Annotated in this window: 16 protein-coding genes and 1 other annotated feature; of the genes, 6 read left to right on the top strand and 10 right to left on the bottom strand. The window is 45.5% G+C overall.

Going from position 1 to position 20,335, the window contains the following annotated elements; all coding sequences use genetic code 11:
* The first annotated feature begins 9 nt into the window (after positions 1-9).
* Positions 10-1,137 (top strand): bifunctional chorismate mutase/prephenate dehydrogenase, encoded by a 1,128-nt coding sequence (tyrA, locus tag OH458_RS16775; RefSeq protein WP_005475847.1) that lies wholly within the window; start codon positions 10-12, stop codon positions 1,135-1,137.
* 46 nt (positions 1,138-1,183) lie between these two features.
* Here tyrA and OH458_RS16770 read toward each other — a convergent pair whose 3' ends face one another.
* The 3 genes from OH458_RS16770 to ettA all read right to left on the bottom strand — a co-directional run bounded on the left by OH458_RS16770 (position 1,184) and on the right by ettA (position 4,430).
* Entirely contained in the window at positions 1,184-2,197 is a 1,014-nt protein-coding gene (locus OH458_RS16770) for a M23 family metallopeptidase (RefSeq protein ID WP_269979188.1), read from the bottom strand.
* A 10-nt stretch (positions 2,198-2,207) separates the two neighbouring features.
* A complete protein-coding gene (locus tag OH458_RS16765) occupies positions 2,208-2,579 on the bottom strand; it encodes a PilZ domain-containing protein (RefSeq protein WP_005475878.1) in 372 nt (123 codons plus the stop codon).
* Between the two features lie 183 nt (positions 2,580-2,762).
* Positions 2,763-4,430 (bottom strand): energy-dependent translational throttle protein EttA, encoded by a 1,668-nt coding sequence (gene ettA / locus OH458_RS16760; RefSeq protein WP_038137460.1) that lies wholly within the window; start codon positions 4,428-4,430, stop codon positions 2,763-2,765.
* A gap of 258 nt (positions 4,431-4,688) precedes the next feature.
* Here ettA and sltY point away from each other — a divergent pair, with 258 nt between their 5' ends.
* A complete protein-coding gene (gene sltY, locus OH458_RS16755; protein ID WP_269979187.1) occupies positions 4,689-6,650 on the top strand; it encodes a murein transglycosylase in 1,962 nt (653 codons plus the stop codon).
* 16 nt (positions 6,651-6,666) lie between these two features.
* Positions 6,667-6,966 carry a trp operon repressor gene (gene trpR, locus OH458_RS16750; RefSeq protein WP_005475899.1) on the top strand — a complete coding sequence of 100 codons (300 nt, stop codon included), beginning with the start codon at positions 6,667-6,669 and terminating at the stop codon, positions 6,964-6,966.
* 36 nt (positions 6,967-7,002) lie between these two features.
* Here trpR and yjjX read toward each other — a convergent pair whose 3' ends face one another.
* The 7 genes from yjjX to bamD all read right to left on the bottom strand — a co-directional run bounded on the left by yjjX (position 7,003) and on the right by bamD (position 15,420).
* Positions 7,003-7,536 (bottom strand): inosine/xanthosine triphosphatase, encoded by a 534-nt coding sequence (yjjX, locus tag OH458_RS16745; protein ID WP_269979186.1) that lies wholly within the window; start codon positions 7,534-7,536, stop codon positions 7,003-7,005.
* Positions 7,502-9,850 (bottom strand): putative bifunctional diguanylate cyclase/phosphodiesterase, encoded by a 2,349-nt coding sequence (locus tag OH458_RS16740; protein ID WP_038137454.1) that lies wholly within the window; start codon positions 9,848-9,850, stop codon positions 7,502-7,504. The genes yjjX and OH458_RS16740 overlap by 35 nt, the downstream gene beginning before the upstream one ends.
* A complete protein-coding gene (locus OH458_RS16735; protein WP_038214684.1) occupies positions 9,834-10,877 on the bottom strand; it encodes a polyamine ABC transporter substrate-binding protein in 1,044 nt (347 codons plus the stop codon). Before OH458_RS16735 ends, OH458_RS16740 begins: the two co-directional genes overlap by 17 nt.
* A gap of 161 nt (positions 10,878-11,038) precedes the next feature.
* On the bottom strand, positions 11,039-12,217 hold the full coding sequence (pheA, locus tag OH458_RS16730) for a prephenate dehydratase (RefSeq protein ID WP_269979185.1): 1,179 nt from the start codon (positions 12,215-12,217) through the stop codon (positions 11,039-11,041).
* 15 nt (positions 12,218-12,232) lie between these two features.
* Positions 12,233-12,353 (bottom strand) — a sequence feature (Phe leader region).
* A gap of 116 nt (positions 12,354-12,469) precedes the next feature.
* The gene (hpf, locus tag OH458_RS16725; RefSeq protein WP_005475897.1) at positions 12,470-12,805 is read right to left on the bottom strand and encodes a ribosome hibernation-promoting factor, HPF/YfiA family; all 336 of its coding nucleotides are present in this window, start codon (positions 12,803-12,805) and stop codon (positions 12,470-12,472) included.
* 343 nt (positions 12,806-13,148) lie between these two features.
* Complete coding sequence (locus tag OH458_RS16720) at positions 13,149-14,579, bottom strand: lytic transglycosylase F (protein ID WP_269979184.1); 1,431 nt, start codon at positions 14,577-14,579, stop codon at positions 13,149-13,151.
* A 115-nt stretch (positions 14,580-14,694) separates the two neighbouring features.
* On the bottom strand, positions 14,695-15,420 hold the full coding sequence (gene bamD, locus OH458_RS16715; RefSeq protein ID WP_038137442.1) for an outer membrane protein assembly factor BamD: 726 nt from the start codon (positions 15,418-15,420) through the stop codon (positions 14,695-14,697).
* Between the two features lie 171 nt (positions 15,421-15,591).
* Here bamD and rluD point away from each other — a divergent pair, with 171 nt between their 5' ends.
* From rluD to clpB, 3 genes are all read left to right on the top strand, one after another.
* A complete protein-coding gene (gene rluD / locus OH458_RS16710) occupies positions 15,592-16,572 on the top strand; it encodes a 23S rRNA pseudouridine(1911/1915/1917) synthase RluD (RefSeq protein ID WP_005477020.1) in 981 nt (326 codons plus the stop codon).
* A 2-nt stretch (positions 16,573-16,574) separates the two neighbouring features.
* Positions 16,575-17,303, top strand: coding sequence for a peptidoglycan editing factor PgeF (gene pgeF / locus OH458_RS16705; RefSeq protein ID WP_269979183.1), 729 nt, complete (start codon positions 16,575-16,577; stop codon positions 17,301-17,303).
* A 120-nt stretch (positions 17,304-17,423) separates the two neighbouring features.
* Positions 17,424-19,997, top strand: a complete 2,574-nt coding sequence (clpB, locus tag OH458_RS16700) for an ATP-dependent chaperone ClpB (RefSeq protein WP_269979182.1) — start codon at positions 17,424-17,426, stop codon at positions 19,995-19,997.
* The last annotated feature ends 338 nt before the right edge of the window (positions 19,998-20,335 follow it).

The following is a 20,335-nucleotide window of genomic DNA, read 5'->3' as shown; positions in this document are numbered from 1 at the left end:
GGAAAGTGAATGGCTGTTGAACTGAACGAGTTGCGTGATCAAATTGACGCAGTAGATAAGCAGATTTTAGATTTATTGGCTCAGCGACTTTCGCTGGTGGAAAAGGTCGGTGAAGTTAAGAGTGAACATGGCTTACCTATATATGCTCCGGACAGAGAAGCAGCTATGCTGGCCTCACGCAGAGAAGAAGCCGAGAAGAAAGGGGTGCCGCCTCAACTTATCGAAGACATTCTGCGCCGCACAATGCGTGAATCTTACGCCAGTGAAAAAGATTCGGGCTTTAAGTGCCTCAATCCAGAATTGCGTTCAGTGGTCATTGTCGGTGGTAATGGTCAATTAGGTGGTTTATTCGGACGAATGTTTAAACTGTCTGGTTACGATGTAAAGGTGTTGGGCAGTCAAGATTGGCACCGCGCTGATGAGATTCTCGAAAACGCAGGTATGGTTGTCGTAACTGTGCCTATTCACCTGACAGAGGGGGTGATTGAAAAGCTATCCCAACTTCCTGATGACTGCATCCTATGTGATTTGACCTCGATTAAATCCAAGCCTCTGCAAGCGATGTTAAACGTCCACTCGGGGCCAGTTGTGGGCTTGCACCCAATGTTTGGTCCGGATGTCCCAAGTTTGGCTAAGCAAGTGATTGTCTACTGTGATGGTCGAGGTGAAGAGCATTACCAGTGGTTGCTGAAGCAGTTCTCTATTTGGGGAGCAAGTCTGTGTCAGATTGATGCTAGTGAGCACGATCATGGTATGACGCTGATTCAGGCGCTGAGACACTTTACCTCGTTTGCCTATGGCTTACATTTGAGTCGTGAAAATCCAAGTATTGATAAGCTGCTGAAGTTAAGTTCGCCAATCTACCGTTTGGAATTGGCAATGGTAGGAAGGCTGTTCGGTCAAGACCCGAACCTTTACGGCGATATCATCCTCTCTTCGGATGAAAACATTGCCATGATCAAGCGTTTCCACCAATGTTTTGGGGAGGCATTACAAGTGCTCGATAGCAAAGATAAACAGGCATTTGTCACTAGTTTTAATAAGGTGAGTGACTGGTTTGGCGATTACTCTCAGCAGTTTATGAACGAGAGCCAGAATTTGCTCAAACAAGCCAACGATTCTATCCATCGAGGGTAAACAGCAAAAGAGCGACCATTTGGTCGCTCTTTTTTGTTGGAATAATCTATTGGACGGTTACGTTCTCGATTGCTTGCTCTGGCTCGTTTTTTACCGTGCTGACCGAGCTATCTTGATAAGGTTTATTGGTCAAGTTGACTTGAAGTCTAACCGTGTTATCAATTAACTGAACGAGCGGTCCCCATTTTACTTTTTTCTCTTTCTCAAAGAGGTAGTTAAAGTTCTCAGGGCTCCAGTCCATCGTGTATTGCGGGTTGAGCGCTCGACCTAAGAAGCGTACCTCGTAGTGCAGGTGCGGCCCTGTTGAGTTGCCAGAGTTACCACAGGTAGCAATCAAATCTCCTTTGCTAACAAACTGACCGCTGCGCACTTTAAATCGAGACAAATGCGCGTATGAGCTCATGAATCCGAAAGAGTGACGCAAGGTGAGATAATTGCCGTAGCCTTTTGAGCTTGGACGTACTGTCTCAACCACACCATCTGCTGGGGCGTAAATTTCTTCTCCGCGCTTGCAGGTCAAATCGATCCCCGTGTGCGTGTGGCGCTTGCCGGTGATGGGGTTAGTACGGCGGCCGTAAGAAGATGAAATACGCAAGTACTCCATTGGCGTATCATTTGGAATCATACGGAACATGGTTGCTCTAACCGCGGAGTCAACGGCTGCGGCGTCCAAACGATCTTCTAAGTTTTGTTCACCCAGACTTTCTTCATTGGCGAGTCCTAGTACCGACTCCACATCGAATACGCGCTTACCGAGTATCTGGATTTCGTTTTTCTTATCTTCGAGCTCTTGAGTGACCGCATGAGTTTCGTTGACCTGCTCTTCATAGAGTTGCTCGAGTTCGCTTCGCTCTTGCTCTGAGTAGGTTAGCTGAGTCATCAAGAGGCTGTAGTTATGCTGGGCGGCGCGTTTCTCTTGCCAAGTCTGGTAAAAAAATGTGCCGCAGGCCACAACTGTAATCAAGAGTGTGGATAGGAGTATTATTAAGCTCTTTCTAGAGACATGAAAATGTTGTACCCCAGAAGCATCTGGGATAAAGATGGTAATTTTATTGGACATACTGCTTTCGTTAGGTGTATTCACCTAGGTCAGACAAGTGCTCGATATCACGATGCAATAACTCATCATCACCTACATTGAGTTCAATTAGTCGCTTGAGATGCCCGATACTTTCAATATCAATATGATCAATGCTGAGACGGATCATATTGTTATTAACCCCAACAATGTTCCCTACGAGTTGGATCGTTACATCACTTCCTGGAAGCGAAAATTCTACATCGATTTGTTCATTCGCATTGAGCAGGGCGGCTTGTTCACAGCTAATCAATAAGCCATGTAACGACAAGTCACTGATTGAAGCTTCAACAGCATTCATAGCTTGCTTCAGTACTGCTGGGGCGCGATAAACAATACGCGAAAAACGACGGCGTTCTATCATAGTTTTCTCTCTTAATTTGAACTCTCAGAGTAACAAAATTAAAAATACAGCTATGCGGAGTCGTTCGCATTATTTAGCATCATCAATCAGAATAATTATCCGTATTGTGAGCTATATAATAAAGGCCGCTAATTTAAGCGGCCTTTGAACAAATTTCAAGCGTTAACGTCTGAGAGAGTAAAATTACTTCGCAATACGCTTGTACTTGATGCGATGCGGCTCTGCTGCTTCTGGACCTAAGGTCTTCTTCAGCCACTCCATGTACTCAGTATAGTTACCTTCGTAGAAGTTCACCTGACCTTCATCGCGGTAATCGATGATGTGTGTTGCGATACGGTCTAGGAACCAACGGTCGTGCGAGATAACCATGGCACAGCCAGGGAACTCGAGTAGCGCTTCTTCTAGAGCACGCAGAGTCTCAACGTCAAGGTCGTTGGTTGGCTCATCGAGTAGCAGAACGTTACCGCCCGCTTTAAGTAGCTTAGCAAGGTGTACACGGTTACGCTCACCGCCTGACAACTCGCCGATCACTTTTTGTTGATCTGAGCCTTTGAAGTTAAAGCGAGAACAGTAAGCACGAGCAGGGATTTCGAAGTTGTTGATCTTGATGATGTCCGCGCCTTCAGAAATCTCTTGGTAAACCGTTTTTGAGTCATCCATTGAATCACGGAACTGATCCACAGATGCCAGCTTAACCGTGTCACCCATTTCGATTGTGCCCGCGTCAGGTTGCTCTGTACCGCTTAACATCTTGAATAGTGTCGACTTACCCGCACCGTTGGCACCAATGATACCTACGATAGCACCTTTAGGAATGCTGAATGATAGATCATCAATCAGTACTCGGCCGTCAAATGACTTAGTGAGGTTATTCACTTCGATAACCTTATCACCTAGACGCTCACCTGGTGGAATGAACAGTTCGTTAGTCTCGTTACGTTTTTGACGATCACCGCTTTGCAGTTCTTCGAAGCGAGCCATACGCGCTTTAGACTTAGACTGACGACCTTTCGGGTTTTGACGAACCCATTCAAGCTCTTTCTCGATGGTTTTTTGACGAGCTTTCTCTTGAGACGCTTCTTGTTGTAGACGCGCATCTTTTTGCTCTAGCCAAGAGGTGTAGTTACCTTGCCATGGAATACCTTCACCACGGTCAAGTTCTAGAATCCAACCAGCAGCGTTGTCTAGGAAGTAACGGTCGTGGGTGATTGCTACAACGGTACCTGTGTAATCCACTAGGAAGCGTTCTAGCCAAGCGACAGATTCTGCATCCAAGTGGTTGGTTGGTTCGTCTAGAAGTAGCATGTCTGGCTTCGAAAGCAGTAGACGACAGATCGCAACACGGCGACGCTCACCACCGGATAGGTGCTCGATCTTTTGATCCCACTCTGGAAGACGGAGTGCGTCAGCCGCGCGCTCTAGTGCGTTTTCAAGGTTGTGACCTTCTTTCGCTTGGATAAGCGCTTCTAGTTCACCTTGTTCTTTCGCAAGCGCGTCGAAGTCAGCATCTGGTTCAGCGTATGCTGCGTATACTTCGTCAAGACGCTTCATGGCACCCGCAACGTCAGAAACGGCTTCTTCAACGATTTCACGAACAGTCTTAGATTCATCCAGTACCGGCTCCTGAGGTAGGTAACCTACGTTTAGACCTGGTTGTGGACGTGCTTCGCCATCGATGTCAGTATCGATTCCCGCCATGATGCGCAGTAGGGTAGATTTACCTGCACCGTTCAGACCCAAAACACCGATTTTAGCGCCAGGGAAGAAGCTCAGAGAGATGTCTTTAAGAATTTGTCGCTTTGGTGGCACAATTTTGCTCACGCGCGACATGGTATATACGTATTCAGCCATTGCCGATCGTTCCTAACATTCAATTCACGTAAATGGCTATTTTATACCAAGATGAAGCGCTTTGTTACTCCCTGTGAGGTATCCCATCAAAATCCACTTTTCCTATTGATGCTTTGCTGACCAAATAGGCGTACAAAGCTAGGAAAAAGTCACAGTTGTGTGAATTTATTATTATTTACATCTACGCCCTTTACAGGACTGCATAGAATAAGCATTAATTAAGAACTTAATTGACTATTCTCAACAGGAAGAGAATCTATGATGCTGACGTTTTCTAAGCCGCTGCATCGCATTCCTTCATCGTTACTTGCTTTAGTTTCGATGGTTTGCAGCGCAAGTTATGCCACTTCAGCACTGGCCACTGATTTAATAAAGCAGCGTGAGATATACGATCAGGCGCAACAAGCGTTAGACAAAAAAGATGTCGCTCGTTACCAGAAACTTCGTCGACAAATTACAGATTACCCACTCACACCCTACGTCGACTACCGTGCCTTTCTTATCGACCTTGGTGAGCGCTCACCTCAAGAGGTCAACAAGTTTATCGATGATTACCATGCCCTGCCATTCTCGGGGCGAATTCGGGCGCCTTACATTGACCGTTTAGCGGCGCAAAAAGATTGGCGAAGGTTGCTTGAGTTTCAAACGGTAGAGCCGCGAGGAGAAACTTACCAGTGCCACTATTACAATGCGCTTTATCAACAAGGGCAGTTTGAGAAAGCGTACTCAGGTGCAGAAAAGCTGTGGCTCTCAGGGCACTCTATTTCAGACGCGTGCGATCCCCTATTTGAAGGTTGGAACAACGCCGGGTTGAGAACTGACGAGCAGATATTGCAGCGCATGCAACTTGCATTTGAAGCGCGAAATGGGGCGATTCTGAACTACTTGAGTAAATTGGTCTCTGGGGCTGAGAATGAGAAAAAGCAACAAGCGAAAGCAATGACGGAGTTGTTCCGTAAACCTGAAAGTGTCGTTGAGTTTGCGCGCAGCAATCCCGCTGAGAGCTTTTACCAACAGCAAACCATTCAAGCATTGAAAAAAGTCGCTAGAAAAGACATCGAGCTTGCTCAATCCATGTTTGACGATGTGGTCAAGGCGCAAAAGCTATCTGATAAACAGGCACAAACGTTGGCGGATTACATGGCGTTTCGTTTGATTAATACGGATTCTGATGACTTAGCGCAGTGGCGAGATGGTCAGATTTCAGCATCAAAAAGCACGGTATTAATTGAACGACGAGTTCGGTTAGCGATTCAGCACCTTGACTGGCAAAGCGTCCAACGTTGGATTGATTTACTGCCGATCGCGAAGCAGCAGAGCTTACGTTGGCAGTATTGGCTCGGTCGAAGTGAGATCGCGCTGGGGGAGCAATCTAAAGGCATGAATCGATTGGAACAACTGGTTGGTCAGCGAAACTTTTACAGCGTTGCTGCTGCGAAAGAAATTAAACGTTCCATTGATTACCCAGTTTCTACCGTCACGTTGGATAAGAGCCTGATTTCACCCTTTGATGCTTCACTGGTGCGGATTGCTGAGTTGATTGAACGCGATAAAATTGCCGCGGCCAAAAGCGAGTGGCGTTGGTTGCTAAGACGAGCGAGCGAGCCGCAAAAAGAGATGTTGGCGGCTTATGCGTCCTACAAACGATGGCACCATTTAACGGTCACAGCGAGCATCGCAGCCAAAATGTGGGACAACGTTAAGATACGTTTCCCAATTGCCCATCGCTGGTGGTTTAACTTTTACGGCGAGAAACATAGTATCGACCCCATTACCTTGATGTCACTGGCTCGCCAAGAAAGTGGTATGGATGTCGAAGCTCGTTCTCCGGTGGGAGCTCGCGGTATCATGCAAATTATGCCTTCGACGGCAAAGTACACAGCTCGGAAGTATCAATTGAGCTATGGTGGTACGCAAGATTTGTACGAAGTTGGCAAGAACATCGAGATTGGCAGCCACTATTTGAAAGGCTTACTCGAACAGTACGATAACAATCGAATTTTTGCGCTCGCTGCGTATAATGCAGGACCAAACAGAGTAAAAACTTGGCGAGAGCGTACTCAGGGCAAGCTTGATGCTTATGCCTTCATTGAAGCGATTCCATTCAAGGAAACACGCGGGTATGTGCAAAATATTTTGATGTTTGAAACCTACTATCGAGACTTGTTAGGTGAAGATGGTGCGTTCCTAAACCGAAATGAGATGACCGCTAAGTATTGATAGGTAACAAGAACAGATGGCAACTGAACCTGAGTATACAGACTGGCAGCAGATTCTAGATCTGGTCAAAAGCAGCAGTGAAGCGGAGCAGCATGAGATGTTGCTTACCATGCTATTAACGCCTGATGAGCGAGAGTCGTTGGTCGCTCGAGTCAATATTTTTCGCGAGCTACTAAAAGGGGAGTTGTCTCAACGCCAAATCAGTCAAATGCTAGGTGTGGGGATTGCAACGATTACTCGCGGTTCCAATGAGTTAAAGTCCAAGTCCGAAGAGGACAAACAGTTGTTAAGCCAACTACTTAAGCAAAAGTCTTAAAAAAAGGTGCCACGAGGCACCTTTTTCTATTTAGTGTCACAGGTTACTTGGAAAGTGTGTCGGGTTGGTAAAAGGAATCAGCGCTAAAATCAGTGCTTGGTGATAAACACTGCTACGGGTTAACAGATCTTGTGTCAGCAGGCTGATCGCTCCGCCTTTTTGCTTGATGTTTTCCGTAGCAAAAACCTCATCCATCACATCACCCAGTTCATTTGCTTGAGCCAGCTTGTCCAGCACGAGTGGGGGCAGCATGAGACTTGCGGAGCGAGATTCGCCGCGGTGAGTGCTGGATTCTATTACCATCCATGCAAAGGTCATGTTGCATTCAATCCCAGCTTCAAGCCCGACGTAGAAATCGCCACCAGGAAACACTTTTTTGGCATTCCTCACACGATTGCGTGCGCCTTCATAGGTTTCATCGTTGCTCATTGGCTGGTCAGCAACCTCGCTAGGAACTTTTACTCCTGAGAATTCGAAGGTTTGTTGCGGGAAGGCGGCTTGAAATGCACTTTGTACGGCGTTGATTTTTGCTGGGTTAAGCGAAGCGACAATAACTTTCTTCACTGACATCTGTGTTTCCTTTCGACTTTTTGTTGTGCTGTCTCAGTTGCTCAATGGAGATTGGTGGAGACAGATAGTAGCCTTGCATATAATCACATTGATTGTTCGCCAGCCACTGATGCATCTCTTTCGACTCAATCCCTTCGGCGGTCACAAGCATAGATTGAGAATGGCAAAGGTCAACTAGTGGCTTCACCACTGTTTGGTTATTTGTCTTGGTCAGTGCTTCTAGGAACTCACGATCAAACTTAATTTTTTGCACTGGGTATTCAACCAGTTGGGTAATGGACGTGTAGCCAGAGCCAAAGTCATCAATAGTCAATTTAAAGCCCATCTGTGACAGCTCATACAACAAGAGATAACTTTGAGAGTCTGATGCGAACGTCTCTGTTATTTCAAAGTCGATAAGATCCGGACGAACAGAGTACCGTTCGGCCATGGTTTGAATATATTGCGCGAGCTGCAATGAATCTAGTTCAGCGGAGGACAAGTTAATCGATAATTGGACGGGCCAGTCGAAACAATTCTGAATGGCTGAAAAGTCTTCAAAGGCTTGTTTTACCACCCAGCGGTCAATTGTGCCAAACAAACCAATTTGCTCGGAGATAGGAATAAATTCACTCGGATTGACCGTGCCTAGTTTGGGTGACTCCCAGCGAAGTAGCGCCTCTAGCCCGCGCACTTCTAGACCGCTTCGATCAAAATAGGGTTGATAGAGTAATTGGAATTCCTGATCTAGGTTGCTTGAACGCAAAGCTCGCTCCACTTGAGAGCGGCGGCGGACGATTTGATCCAGTTCTTTAGAGTAGTGTGCGATTTGATTTTTACCCGCTCGTTTCGCTTGATACATCGCAGTATCAGCATGAGAGAGCAAGCTAGTAAGGTCTCGTCCATCTTCTGGGTATGAAGCGATGCCGATACTGGCGGTAATCGGAAAGTTGCCAAGTGGAGAGTTCGCGCTATTTTGAATCGGCTCTAACACCGCCCTCGCAATCTCAGGAGCGTAACTAGAATGCTGGTTTACTGACGAAATAAAGACAGCAAACTCATCGCCTGACAGCCTTGCAGCAAGGCATTTTACACTGTACTTCAATTCAAATTCGTTACAGCGCTGACGAATGTGCTCTGCGAAATTGACTAGCAGTGAGTCGCCAATATGATGACCGTATTTGTCGTTGACGTATTTGAAGTTGTCTAGGTCAATGTAGAGGATCCAAGCGCGAGTATCGATTAACTTGTTGGCTATCGTCCTCTCAACAAACATTTGGAACTGATACCGATTGGCGAGTTGCGTGAGGTGATCGTTCTCTGCCATCGCTTTGGTTTTTTGATAACTCGAGTTGAGCTCTTTATACATGTCATAAAAGCGGACTGACAGGCGTCCAATTTCATTGTCTGCGGAGAGTTTTTCGATGTTTGAGCGTTTTTGCAGTTCGACTTCTTGGAGCTGGTGATCGAGTCTTGTTATCGGCTTAATTACGTGGCGATAGAGTAAAAACAACAAGATAAGAACGGTAGAAACGGCCGAAGCCCCAAACGCAAGTAAGAGCTTGTTTTCAATCTTGTTCAACTGTTCATTGAGTAAGTACTGGGCAGGATCCAACACCGCGTATAAGTTGGGCTTTAACTCAACCGATTGAGTGAGTCCTGATTTTTTGACGGGTTCTTGAGCAAAGAAGATACTGCTGTCGTTATCAAACTCTAAAATGTGCTTGAGTTGGTCAAAGTTATCGAGAGATAAAGAGACAACAACGAAAAATACTTGCTCTTTGTTGTAGCTAAGTGGCGAGGTGAATGTGTCGTTGTCGAGCACATCATAACGAATCAGTATGCTTTGTCCCTGATAATTGTTGGCAAATCCGGTGTGAGAGAGTTGCCCAGTTTGTTTGTATATGTGACGAATGTATTTGAGGACATTCTCATCAAGGGTGGCAAAGGGATCGGTTTGGTTATCGGCGTAGAAACGAACGTGTTGGTCACTGTCCACGATGGCGACAGCAATGTTGTCTTGTTTGTTAGGTTGTAGGTTATCAATGGTTGTTTGCAGGTTTTCGATCAACCGCATCTCTCGGTAAGGGTTCTCCGGTTGACTAAAGTAGTGGCGAATAATATCGCTTTTAATCAATGTCAGTGAGTAGCTGTTAATTAGGGAGACCGATTGGCGAAAATGGCCAGCAAGCTTCTCCATCGTGAGCTGCAAGTAACTGTTTTCACGCTTAATGAGCGTGTCTTTCTGGTTTACGTAAATACTATAGCTCGACATTGCTGCGCTGAGCATAACAACAGGGGCAACCAAAAGCAGAACTCTAGTACTGAGCTTCATGATTCTTAACTATTTGATTAATGATTTTCGTTCTTAGGCTTATGTTTTCTGCAGAAAGCATACTGTCTATGTAACTGTTTTTAAGTTGTTCTGGGCTTGGGAACAATGATGCATCATTTTTGTACCAATCAGGCATCAGTTTTAATGCACTTAAATTGGGCGTTGCAGCTTTAATATCTGTTGCATTCATTGCAGCAATTGTGGGATCAGACAAATAGTTAAGAAAGGCTTTTGCTGCCTTTTTATTACTTGAGTGGCTGCTTATCGCTAAACAGTCTAGCCATATATAAATTTCCCCTTCCGGCAGAACAAACTCCCACGCGTCACGACCAAATGAACGATTGAGTGAATACTGATCGCCGCTGTAGGCAAGGGCCAGCTGAAGCTTGTCAGAGTTTTCTTGGCTTCGGATGTAGCTCAGTATGTATTCAAAGGTGAGGACTTGCTGACTGAATGTTTTGAGGGCAGGGTAGGCTTGTCTGATTTCTTCGCGGCTTTCAGTTGTTGGTGATAAACCTAAGCTGTAAAACAAGGGTAAGAATGATTCAACGGTATCGTTGATCATACCTATTCGACCTTTGAGTTCCTCGCTGGGCTCGACAAACTCCTTCCAAGTAGTGGGTGGGTTCTCGATGCGATCTTTTCGGTAAGCAATACCCACTGTGCCCCAAAAATAGGGAACTGCATAATCACCACACGCTTGGTTCCACTTATTATCGTTATGGGCTCGATTGGGAAGGTCACTGATGCGCTCGAAACTGCCTAAGTTGCCATAGATGTTTGCTGAAACGTTGTCTAGAACCACAATATCAAATGGCAACTGAATGCTCTTCATCATTAATAGACTGCGTTCATCGTCATTATCAAAGTGGGATAACTGCAGCGGCGTTTCATGTGTTTCTTGCCAGTCATTAATGACTTTGGGGGATAGGGTATCCTCCCATAAATAGATATTGAGTGGTGTTGGCGTCGCGATGGCACTATTGGTCCAACATGCGAGGAGAAATATAGAGATGAGCGCTCTCATACTAACGAGTAAATAGCCTTACATTGAGGGGTGGTTGTTTGCTATGGCGTCAGTATGTAGTGCTGACACTGTATAAATATGCAACTTAGCTTCTGAATACTAAGAAGTTTTATAAACAGTGTCAGCTTAGATATGAAATAATTTGAGCTAGGTAGAGATATTTACTGCAACTTAACTTGTGTCGGTTTCACATTTTCCGATGGGTAACAACCCAGAACTTTCAGGTGTTTTGTGATCTTAGTCAGTTCGTTGAGGGCGCTCTGCATTTCATTGGAGTCTAAATGTGAAGCGAGATCAACATAAAACATCTCTTCCCAAGGATTGCCCATGATTGGGCGGGATTCGAGTTTGGTCATGTTGATGCCGTAGCGCTGCAGCACCAGTAAAGTCTCGACTAAGGAGCCTGCTTCTTGTGATGTTGACATAATTAGTGTCGTCTTCGCTGGAATTTGCGCCGAGACTTCCACAGGCTTGCGAGCGACAACAATGAATCGGGTATGATTTTCAGTTTGATTGGCGATATTACTTTGAATCGGTTGAAGACCATAGAGCTTTCCACTTGAGGCATTACCAATCGCGGCAACGTCACTACGGTTCATCTCTTGCACTTTCTGCATTGCATCTGCTGTACTGGCACAAGACTCTAATTGCACGCCTTTTAGTTTGCCCAAAAATTCACTGCATTGCTGGTGGGGCTGTGGGTGAGAGTAAAGCGTTTTGAGTTCTTCCAAACGAATATCTGATGTAGCCACCAAGCAATGTTCAATGGGAAGCGTCAATTCGCCAACAATGTAGAGAGTGGTGTGTTGAAGCAGGTCATAGACTTCATTAATTGAACCTGAGCTGGTGTTCTCAATAGGTAGCACACCGTAGTCCGCATGACCTGATTCTACGGTATTGGCGACTTCTTTAAAGTGCTCGCAATTGAGCTCAATGAGTTCCGTATTTTTCCGGCTGAAATACTCACGGCTTGCAAGGTGCGAGTATGAGCCTTTGGCGCCGAGGAAAGCGACTCGAGCAAGAGGTTTTCGGCTAAGTTCAGGGTTAGCAAGATTTTGTAGATACGATTGTTGCAGTAGTACGGAGTCTTCAATGATGGTATGGAAAAGTTTCGTGATGTATTGAGCATCTAACTCATACTTGTCTTTGCCTGCATTAATGAGTTTGACAAGAAGCTGTTGCTCTCGGCTAGCATCGCGCACGGGCTTAGATGTTTGAACTTTACTCTTCGCGACTTCAATACTCATTTTTCTACGCTCAGATAGTAGATGCAGTAATTGATCGTCAAGCTCATTTAGTCTTAATCGGATCTCTTCGAGCGAGTATTTTTGTTCAGTCATCCTGTATTCCTTAAAAATAAAAAAGCCTCCCAGTGGGAGGCTTCCTGTTCGTTTTTGACTTATCTTCCGCAAACGAGGCTGCCTCCAAACTTAGTGGAGAAAAAAGAAGTCAAAAAAGAACAGGTTGTTTGTTTGCATAAATCACTACTTATCGTGGGAACCGTAAACACAATAAGCAACCACCAGTGGAGCGTCAAGCAAAAAAATAGCGCCTTTCGGCGCTATTTTTTGAATCCTCTTAGTGCAGTAAACCTATTCTGCTTCTAGCTCAGTTTCTTCTAGCTCTGGCTTCTCAGTGCGGCGAGCTTCTGGTTTGTGGCGTAGTTTGTTTAGCTGACGTTCTAGTTTCTGTTCTACCTCATTAACGGCAGCGTATAAATCTTCGTGTGTTGCAGATGCAACCAGTTGGCCTTTTGGTACCGTGATGACAGCTTCAAACTTCATCTGTTTATTCGGCTCCTCACTGAAGCTTGTTTGGCAACCAATAATGTCTACTTGCCATTTTTCCAACTTTTTAAATTTGCTCTCAATATGAGTGCGGATTGCAGAGGTGATGTCGATATTTTTACCAGTGATGTTTACTTTCATAGATGTTTTCCTCTGTGTCATCCCTCATGGGTTGAGTTCAGATTACCGCTCATGGATAAAAATAATGTGACATAAATCACCCTTTGGTCGCTATTTTTCAACACCCAAAACAAACGTGATCCATCTCAAAGAGTGCATCGATGTCACTACGAAAAAGCTTGTGTAAGAATGAAATCTCATTAGATTGGGAGAGGTAAGGCACTAAAAATCATTCGTTTTTTAGCGCATTTTTGCGATTCAAAAAAAGCCTTGGTTAAACTTTAACCCAACCAAAAGTGTGAATGTTCTTCCACTTTTTCTCACGTTCTATCCCAATTCCTCCTCAGTGGCTCCTTGTGTTCGGCTATCGCCAAAAATCTATTTTGATGGCGTTTGACGCAGACTGGTTCTCACGTAGCGTTTTCAATGCTTCTAATTGCTTATAAATAACGAAGTAGCGGTTGATGTTAGCGACGTAGTGCACGGGCTCTCTACCAATATGCCGTCTAGCCATGATTTCGACATTCTTAAACCACTTGTTTGGATCGTAGCCTTGCTGGGAAGCCAGTCGGCGAACGCGTCTGATGTTAGCAGGGCCGGCGTTATATGCAGCGAGTGCAAAGTAAACCTGGTTGTCTGGACTGATTTTATCATCACTAAAGTATCGGTCTTTTAGGAAGCGCATATATTTCACGCCAGCGTGGATATTATTGTCGACCTTGTAAATGTCGGGAATATTCACGTTAGGGTCTTTCGCCGTGCTTGGGAGGACTTGCATAACGCCTACTGCGCCTTTGTGTGACACTTTACTTTGGTCTAACCCCGACTCTTGGAAGCCTTGGGCTGAAATCATCATAGGATCAAAATCATATTGGTCGGAGTAGAGAGAAAAAATCCCCGACAGCGCTTCTAATCGGTTGATATGGTTTGGGTTAAGGATTTTTCTCAGCCACTGAGTATTGTCTAGATACTTGCTGTAAATAACGTTGCCGAGCAAGGTACCTGATCGGGAAGTCTTCAAATATTGATTTACAAAGGTTTGCAGCTGTGGGCTGTTCTTTCTCATAGCCCAAGCAATTTCTCCATTTATTCTTAGGGGAACTAAGTCATGTACCTGAATATTGTCCATGATTTTGAGCCAAAGCTCTGTTTTGTGGCTGTCTAAGATAGTTGCGCTGATATGGCCTTGATTGACGAGTTCGACCAACTCAAGATCCTGCAGTGTTTCTTCGACAAACCGAACAGTCACGGGAGGAAGGCCAAGGCTATCTAGCTGGAGGTTTAGTTGCTGAAGGCTTTCGAAGTAGCTGGAACTTGCGCGAACCCAAACCTCTTTACCGCTAAGTTGTTCGATGTTTTCTATCGAAGCAACGGATTGGTCAGTGACGAGCAGTTCTTTGACCCCCTTTAATACGGGTAAGCTGAAATCGATAGAATTAAGGCGTGCGGGCGTTATCGTTAGGTTGGCCACAATCAGATCGCCGTATCCTTGCACTAATGAAGGAATCAGCTCATCACGATGGACGGGAATGATTTGTAGATTGAAATAGGAAGAGCGTTGTTTGAGCTGTTTTTCGAAATGGTAGAGGAGTTCCGCGAGGATGCCTTTCGGTCTGCCATCTTCGATGTAGTAAAAACCTAGATCGGCAGCGACCAGAACACGAATGACGCCTTTTTTCTCTAGAGCTGGCAAGTCTCCCAAGTAAGGCTCTTTTTGCAAAGGAGAGAGAGAAAGAGCAAAACAGCGGGATATAGAGAGTGACAAAATAATAAGACTTAATACAACTTTGAACATTCATTAACCTCTTAACTTCATTGGTTAAAAATAGGTCCAAGGATTGATTTGAGCCAAGAAAGTGCATAAAAAAACCGCTCCAAATGTGAAGCGGTTCTGATTAATTAATCACCAATTAAATTGGGTTGAGTTTTATCAACTCTTCCGTACGTTTGATCGCATCTTCTAAACCAAGCTGCTTGTAGGCTTCCAGCTGTATCTTCAGTGACTTGCGAGCCGCTACCGTATCTGGATAGGTTTTTTGTAGTTCTTGCGTACGGTTGATTGCCGCAATCCAAGCCTCTCGGCGAAGATAAAAATCTGCGGTAGCCAAATCGTATTCAGCTAGACGGTTCTTTAGCGCGAGCATTCGTTTTTGCGAATCTTCTGCATATAGGCTAGTCGGGTAGCGTTCAAGTAGGCGCTTAAAATCAGCAAACGCTTTTTTCACCGGTTCAGGATCGCGGTCGCTACGATCGACATTGAACAAATCGTGCATAAAGTTACGATCTTGTGCCATGTGTGTCAGCCCGCGCATATACAAAACCCAGTCGAGCTTTTCATGGGTTGGGTTTAGGCGGGTAAAGCGTTCAATGGTTGCCAGCCCTAAAGCTAAGTCGTCATTTTTGTAGTAGGCGTAAATCAAATCCAACTGAACTTGCTCTGAGTACGCGCCAAATGGGTAACGAGAGTCCAAGGCTTCAAGCTGACTGATGGCCGAAAGCCAGTTACCACTTTGAAGCGAAACCTGGGCTTCTGAATACAGCTCAGATGGTGGCACGTCTGGCACGATCTCTTCGCTGCTTGAGCAGCCAACCAGTACAGATAGTGCCAACAAGCCAGATAAAGTATGCTTTTTCATATCAGGATTCGATTCCTTGAGATAAATATTTCTGCTCTTCCGTTACTTTCTGGGCAGTAACGGATACAATGTCCAATTATACCCGATCAACTCGAGTGAATGAGTTGTGGTGAGTAGTCTATTTTTCCACAGTAGTGACAATTAGTCTCACAGTTTTTAAAAAAGTTCGATATGGCTCAGCAGATTGAATTAACCAATACAGTAAAAGATAGCCAACTGGGTCAACGCCTGGATCAAGCTATCGCCGAATTATTCGCCGATTTTTCGCGCTCTCGACTAAAAGAATGGTTGTTGGCGGGGAAAGTCCAAGTCAATGGTGAAGTTGTAACCAAACCTCGCACCAAAGTGATGGGCGGGGAGGAAATCATTCTGCAAGCGGAACTTGAAGATGAAGAGCGCTGGGAAGCGCAAGATATTCCTCTTGATATCGTCTATGAAGATGACGATATTTTGGTGATTAACAAACCGCGTGGTTTTGTTGTTCACCCAGGTGCGGGTACGCCAGATGGCACCGTCCTTAATGCGTTGTTGCATCATTACCCAAACATAGCCGAAGTGCCTCGCGCAGGGATCGTCCATCGTTTAGATAAAGATACTACCGGCTTAATGGTTGTAGCGAAAACCGTCCCTGCGCAAACTCGTCTAGTACGTGCTTTGCAGAAAAAACGCAATTTTGTCCGTGAGTATGAAGCCATCGCGATTGGCCGCATGACAGCGGGTGGTCGAATTGAACAGCCGATCGGTCGTCATTCGACTAAACGTACTTTGATGGCGGTTAGCCCAATGGGTAAACCAGCGGTGACGCATTATCGTGTTGCGGAGCACTTCCGCGAACATACGCGCATCCGCCTTCGCTTGGAAACGGGTCGTACTCACCAAATTCGTGTTCACATGTCCTATCTTCAGCATCCTCTATTAGGGGATAGTGCGTATGGTGGTCGAGCGCGTATTCCTAGTGGCGCAACTGAAGAACTGGCGGAAAAAATCCGCAGCTTTGACCGTCAAGCGCTGCACGCGGTGATGCTTAAATTTGAACACCCTATTACCGGTGAAGAAGTCGAATTCCATGCTCCTGTTCCTGATGATATGGTCGAAATGGCGGAAGCGCTGCGTCAAGATACTCAAGAACACGGTTTACAAGACGAGTTCTAGCTATGGAAATGATTATCCCCAACTGGCCTGCGCCCAAAAATATCAAAGCGTTTGCTTCAACTCGAAATGGAGGCTGCTCACAGGCCCCTTATAACGGCTTGAACCTCGGGGCTCACGTTGGGGATGATGATAAAAAAGTTCAGCAAAATAGAGCATTGCTGGCAGAGTTTGCCAAAATGCCATCGGCGCCTGTTTGGCTTAACCAGACACACTCGACAGTGGTCACTAAAGTGAACCAACCCACAGATGAAGTGTTAAATGCTGATGGACTGTTTACCCAAAACTCAGGCATTGTCTGTTCTGCGATGACCGCGGATTGCTTGCCGGTTTTATTAACCAATACAGATGGCACTCAAGTCGCGGCGGTTCATGCTGGTTGGCGTGGTTTGGCCAATGGCATTGTCGAAAATGCGCTTCTTCATTTTGAAGGGGAAGTCATGGCTTGGCTTGGGCCTGCCATTGGTAAAAGTGCATTTGAAGTTGGCGAGGATGTATTGAATGCGTTTTGCTCTTTTGATCCTCAAGCTAAATTCGCTTTTCAAGACAAAGGTAGCTCAGGTAAATATCTGGCTGATATGACTCTTCTTGTCACACAGAGACTTAATAAATCAGGCGTTACGCAAGTCTACTACAGTGACCTGTGTACCTATCAAAACCCAGAACAGTTTTACTCATATCGCCGTGATGGTGTTACCGGACGCCAAGCCACGTTTATTTGGATTGAATCCTAGTTCATTTCCACATCAGATAAGGTGATTTTATCTTATCTCCTCCCTTGAAAATCTGACATCGCGTAGCCATCTTTCATACTGATTATAGAATTCTTCTCAGTTGAGGTTAGGAAGGTAGATATGCGTCTTGACAGATTCACAAGTAAGTTTCAAATCGCGATATCTGACGCTCAATCGTTGGCGTTGGGCCGCGATCATCAATACATAGAGCCAGTTCATTTAATGGTTGCACTGATGGATCAGGATGGTAGTCCGATTCGCCCGTTGTTAACAATGCTCAATGTAGACATCACGCAGCTACGCTCAAAGCTTAGTGAGATCTTAGAACGATTGCCTAAAGTCAGTGGCATTGGGGGAGACGTTCAACTCTCTAGTGCGATGGGGACCATGTTCAACTTATGTGACAAGGTTGCCCAAAAGCGTCAAGACGCCTACATCTCTTCTGAAATTTTTCTACTTGCGGCAATTGAAGATCGCGGTCCGTTAGGTGCATTGCTAAAAGAGCAAGGTCTAACGGAAGATAAAATCAGCGAAGCGATTGATAAAGTGCGCGGAGGTCAAAAGGTTAATGACCAAAACGCAGAAGAGCTACGTCAAGCGTTAGAGAAGTTTACGATTGACCTGACTGAGCGGGCTGAACAAGGCAAACTGGATCCGGTGATTGGTCGTGATGATGAAATTCGCAGAACTATCCAAGTACTGCAGCGTCGCACCAAAAACAATCCAGTAATCATCGGTGAGCCTGGGGTTGGTAAAACGGCCATTGTAGAGGGTTTAGCGCAGCGTATCGTTAACAATGAAGTGCCAGAAGGGCTTCGCGGACGTCGAGTACTCTCTTTGGATATGGGCGCGCTGGTGGCCGGTGCTAAGTACCGTGGTGAGTTTGAGGAGCGCTTAAAATCGGTCTTGAACGAACTCTCTAAAGAAGAGGGCAATATTATCCTCTTTATTGATGAAATTCATACCATGGTCGGCGCGGGTAAAGGCGAAGGCTCTATGGATGCCGGTAATATGTTGAAGCCCGCTTTGGCGCGCGGAGAACTGCATTGCGTTGGTGCAACAACTTTGGATGAATACCGGCAGTACATAGAGAAAGATCCGGCGTTAGAGCGTCGCTTTCAAAAAGTGATTGTCGATGAGCCAACCGTTGAGGATACGGTTGCGATCTTACGTGGTCTAAAGGAGCGTTACGAACTGCATCATCATGTTGAAATAACCGATCCGGCCATCGTAGCTGCGGCAAGTTTGTCACATCGCTATGTGTCAGATAGACAGTTACCTGATAAAGCCATCGACCTGATCGATGAGGCCGCATCGAGTATTCGTATGCAAATTGACTCCAAGCCTGAAGCGCTCGACAAACTCGAACGGAAAATCATCCAACTTAAGATTGAGCAACAAGCGTTAACGAATGAGCATGACGACGCCAGTGAAAAACGCCTCAATATACTCAATGAAGAGCTTGCAGAGAAAGAACGCGAGTTTGCGGAGTTAGATGAGGTCTGGAATGCAGAGAAAGCAGCGTTGTCAGGGACTCAGCATATCAAATCTGAGCTAGAACAAGCTCGCTTAGATATGGAGTTCGCTCGCCGTGCAGGTGATCTCAATCGAATGTCTGAACTTCAATATGGGCGTATTCCCGAACTGGAAAAGCAACTCGATCTGGCAACACAGGCTGAGATGCAAGAAATGACCTTGCTCCGTAACAAGGTCACAGACAACGAGATTGCAGAAGTACTCTCAAAGCAAACGGGTATTCCTGTTTCAAAAATGCTCGAAGCGGAAAAAGAGAAACTGCTTCAGATGGAGGAAGTTCTCCACAAGCGTGTTATTGGTCAAACGGAAGCCGTGGAAGTGGTTTCCGATGCAATTCGCCGTAGTCGAGCTGGCTTGTCGGATCCCAATAAGCCAATTGGTTCGTTCCTATTCCTAGGGCCAACTGGCGTGGGTAAAACAGAGCTTTGCAAAACACTGGCTCACTTTATGTTTGACAGTGAAGATGCGATGGTTCGTATCGACATGTCTGAGTTTATGGAAAAGCATTCCGTCGCGAGACTCGTTGGTGCGCCTCCGGGCTATGTGGGTTATGAGGAAGGTGGTTACCTCACAGAGGCAGTTCGCCGGAAACCTTATTCGGTGATATTGCTTGATGAAGTAGAAAAGGCACATCCAGATGTTTTCAATATTTTACTGCAGGTGCTTGATGATGGTCGACTAACCGATGGTCAAGGGCGAACTGTTGATTTTCGAAATACGGTTGTGATCATGACATCAAATCTCGGGTCTGCGCGTATCCAAGAAAACTTTGGAGCGGTTGATTATGAGGGAATGAAAGAGCAAGTGATGGAAGTGGTAAGCAAGCACTTCAGACCTGAGTTCCTAAACCGCGTCGATGAAAGTGTCGTCTTCCACCCATTGGCTCAAGAGCATATTAAATCGATAGCGTCCATTCAGTTGAAACGCTTGTCTAATAGAATGGAAGACAAAGGGTACGTACTTGAAGTCTCGGATAAGGCTCTTGATCTGATTGCGCAAGTTGGGTTTGATCCTGTGTTTGGAGCACGACCTTTAAAACGTGCAATTCAACAGAGTGTAGAAAACCCACTTGCTAAAGCGATATTAGCGGGCAGAGTTATCCCTGAGAAACCGGTAAAACTCTTGGTTAACAATGACCAGATCATCGCGCATCAGTAGTTATGTTTTATTTAAAGGGCCTTTTAAGGCCCTTTTTGTTTGAGTTTTGCGCGCTTTGTGTGAAATGTATGCGAACGATTCAATGGTCGGTGTTTTTTTGCATTTAGGACTTGTGCTTGCCAGATAACTCCCTATAATGCGCCTCCGTTGTCACGGGAAACCTGATTAACAAGCGGCTTGAAAGTGAAGTTAGTAACTTTCAGAGAAGTAACGAAAAAAGTGTTTGACACTTAAAGTTATATCGATAGAATGTCCGTCCGCTCTGAGAGAAAGCTCAAAGCAACGCTCTTTAACAATATAAACCTATCAATCTGTGTGGGCACTCGTTGATGATAATA

Source organism: Vibrio sp. MarTm2 (genome assembly GCF_027587055.1).
Lineage (GTDB): Bacteria > Pseudomonadota > Gammaproteobacteria > Enterobacterales > Vibrionaceae > Vibrio > Vibrio sinaloensis_D.
The sequence above is the reverse complement of the archived record's forward strand: the minus strand, read 5'-3'. Positions and strand labels throughout refer to the sequence as shown.